The sequence below is a fragment of the Euzebyales bacterium genome (genome assembly GCA_035461305.1).
Classification (GTDB): Bacteria; Actinomycetota; Nitriliruptoria; order Euzebyales; family JAHELV01; genus JAHELV01.
This window is the reverse complement of the sequence record DATHVN010000140.1, coordinates 1-3,062: the sequence shown is the minus strand read 5'-3', so window position 1 is coordinate 3,062 and position 3,062 is coordinate 1. Positions and strand designations below refer to the sequence as shown.

Below are 3,062 nucleotides of genomic sequence, written 5' to 3'. Positions count from 1 at the left end.
GGCTCGTGGATGGATGACGAGCCGGTTCGCGGCAGCGCTCCGGATCCCAGGCTGTTGGGTCTGTCGGGTTTGGAGGGCATGCGTGCGGCGTGGGGTCGGCGCGTGCCTGCCCCGCCGATCCATTACCTGGTCGGCCTTCGGCCCGTGACCGTCGGACCCGCTGGAGTGACGTTCGTCATGCCGGCCACTCCGTGGCTACGCTCCGACGCTGGGGTGTTCCACGCGGGCACGTCGGCGTTGGTGGCGGATGCGGCCCTGGCCGGCGCGGTCCAGGTCACGCTGCCGTCCGGCGCCCTGGTCGCGACATCGGACGTGTCGATGAACTTCCTCCGTCCGGTCGACGTGGACAGCGGCCGCCTGATCGCGCGGGCCCGGCCGATCGACGTCGGCGACTCACTCGGGCTGGCCGAGTGCACCGTCGAGGACGGCCGCGGTCGCCTGATCGCGCATGCGACCTCCCGGTGTTACGTCATCCGCGTGGATATGCCGGCGGCGTCGCAGCAGCTGCCGGAGGCGCCCGACGTCGCCTACGACACGCCGCACCCGTACGAGCGGCCGGCGCCGCCACCGATGGCGGGCATGTGGGGGGAGCGGTCGTTCGTCGAGGTCGTGGACGCGAAGCGGCGCGGCGAGCTGCCGCTCGCGCCGTGTTCGCAGCTGCTGGGCTGTCACGACCCGGCGGCGGAGGATGGCGTCGCCGCGCTGTCGCTGCGGGCGACGCCGTGGCTCGCGAGTCCGGCGGGGACGGTGTACGGCGGCGTGCTGGCGTTGCTGGCCGACGTCGTGTTGACCGGCGCGGTCAGCACCACGTTGCCCTCTGGCGCGGTCTGTTCGCCGCTGGATCTGAAGGTCCAGTTCGTGCGGCCGGTGTGGCCTGACGGTCACCAGCTGCGCTCCACCGCGACAGTGGCCCATCGCGGACGCAGGTTCGCGACCGCGCACGCCGAGATCGCCGGCGAGGACGGCAAGTCGGTGGCGCTGGCGATGTCGTCGGTGGTGATCGTCGAGGGGCGATCGTGGGCCTCGCTGGTCGTCGCCGACCACGCACCCCGCGACGACACCTGGACAGGACTCCGCGAGTGAGAGGAGAAGTGAGATGAACGTGTTGATTGTGACCTTCCGCCTCGACGGCATGTCTGCAGCCGAGTACGCGCAGGCCTGCGAGGAGGTCGCGCCACTGTTCACGGCGGTACCCGGGCTCGTCGCGAAGGTGTGGCTGGCGGATCCCGCGTCGAATGCCTACGGCGGGGTGTACCTGTTCACCAACTCCGACGCTGTCGCTGCGTACCTCGCGTCCGATCTGTTCCACCGGCTCGCCGACACCCCGGGCCTGGGCGACGTCACGGTTGACGACTTCGGCGTGCTGGAGCGTCCGACGAGTCTGACCGCCCGAGCGATCAACGTCGCAGCATGACAGGCGGCCACGTGGTCCATGCGATCAGACGTTCCGCGAGCCAACGGAAGGAGCGGAGCCATGTTGGGCGGTGATGATGGTCCCACGACGACGGCTGCGCAGCGGCGGCCGTTGGGCATCGGCGCGTCGCACGCCGACGCCATCGTCATCGGATCGGGCTTCGGCGGCGCCGTCTCCGCGGCACGGTTGGCCGAGCATGGCCTGCGGGTGCTGCTGCTCGAGCGTGGCCCGTGGTGGGGAGACACATCGGCAGCCCCGGGCAGCCGGCGTCGGCCGTTCCCGCGCGGGCTGCGGGGTCTACGCCATGCGGTCCGTGGCGTGCGTTCGGCGCGCGGCAAGCGGGGCCGCTGTGTCGTGGTCAACCGCGGCGGCCTGCTGGAGATCCACCGGTTCCAGCGGCTGACCGCGGTGACGGCCAGCGGCGTCGGCGGCGGGTCGCTGATCTACGCCGATGTGCAGGCGCAACCCGACCCCGCGTTCTTTGACTACTTCCCCGCCGAGATCTCCGCCGCGGAGATGCGCCCCTACTACCAGCGCGTGCGCGACACCCTGCGGCCCTCGCCGTTGCCCGATCGCCCCGCGCGCACCGTCGCGTTCGAGCGCGCGGCCGCGTCCTGCGGGTTCGCGCCGGTGTTCCGTCCCGAGCTGGCCGTCGCGTGGCCGCCGGCCGACGCGACCGGGCGCACACGACGGTCAAGTTCGTACCTGTTGGGATGCGAGTATCCCGGCAAGCGCTCCCTGGACCGGACCTACATCCCGCAGGCGATCGGCTGCGGCGCCGACGTGCGGTCGCTGGCGGAGGTCGTCGCGCTTGAACGCAGCGCCGGCGGCTACCGGGTGCACTGGGTCGACCACGCCGCCCGGCGACGCTACCGGGCCGAGGCGCCGCTCGTGGTCGTCGCCGCCGGAACCCTCGGCACGCTGCGCCTGTTGTTCGCCGCTCGCGATCGCGACCGTTCGCTGCAGCTGCCACCCGCGCTGGGCCGGCGCTTCTCGGCGGGCGGGGACACGATGATGACCGTCTACGATTCCCCAGCCGCCGGCGAATCCGGCTACGGTCCCTGCCCCGGGGCGGGCATCGTCGTGGCCGAGGACGGCGAGCTTCGCTTCGTCATCGCCGAGATGGGCGTGCCCGTCGACGCGTTGCCCCTGCCCGCCGCGCTGCGGCGGCGCCTGCGGCGCAGTGTGGTCCTGGCCGGGATGGGCCGGGATGCCTCCACCGGCACCGTGGAATTCGACGGCCGCGAGCTTCGCACCGCCACCGACCGGTCGCTGGATCGGCGGCTGTTCGCCCAACTCGACGCCGCCATGACGCGGATCGCCAGAGAATACCGCCCGACCAGGATCAGCCCGTCGGTGGATCCGGAATCCGACAGGCTGCTCACCGTCCACCCGTTCGGCGGCGCAGCGATCGCGAATGGCCCCGGCGACGGCGTTGTCGACCACACCGGTCAGGTGTTCGGCAACCCCGGTCTGTATGTCGCTGACGGCTCGCTGCTCCCACGGGCTCCGGGCCTGCCACCGGCGATGACGATCGCCGCGCTGGCCGAACGCCAAGCCGCACTGATCAGCCAACATGGAGTCCACGGCGTCCGCGGACTTCGCTCGGGCCGGGCGCCATAGCAGCCCCTGTCGCTGGTGAGGTCAC

General features: G+C 72.0%; 3 protein-coding genes. All 3 read left to right on the top strand.

Annotation, left to right across the window (positions count from 1 at the left end; genetic code table 11):
- Positions 1-1,083: PaaI family thioesterase (locus VK923_12865; protein ID HSJ45568.1), on the top strand; the 1,083-nt coding region annotated here is incomplete at its 5' end.
- A 13-nt stretch (positions 1,084-1,096) separates the two neighbouring features.
- Positions 1,097-1,414 (top strand): YdhR family protein, encoded by a 318-nt coding sequence (locus tag VK923_12860; GenBank protein ID HSJ45567.1) that lies wholly within the window; start codon positions 1,097-1,099, stop codon positions 1,412-1,414.
- Between the two features lie 60 nt (positions 1,415-1,474).
- Positions 1,475-3,037: an FAD-dependent oxidoreductase gene (locus VK923_12855; protein HSJ45566.1), complete on the top strand. Its 1,563-nt coding sequence runs from the start codon at positions 1,475-1,477 to the stop codon at positions 3,035-3,037.
- The last annotated feature ends 25 nt before the right edge of the window (positions 3,038-3,062 follow it).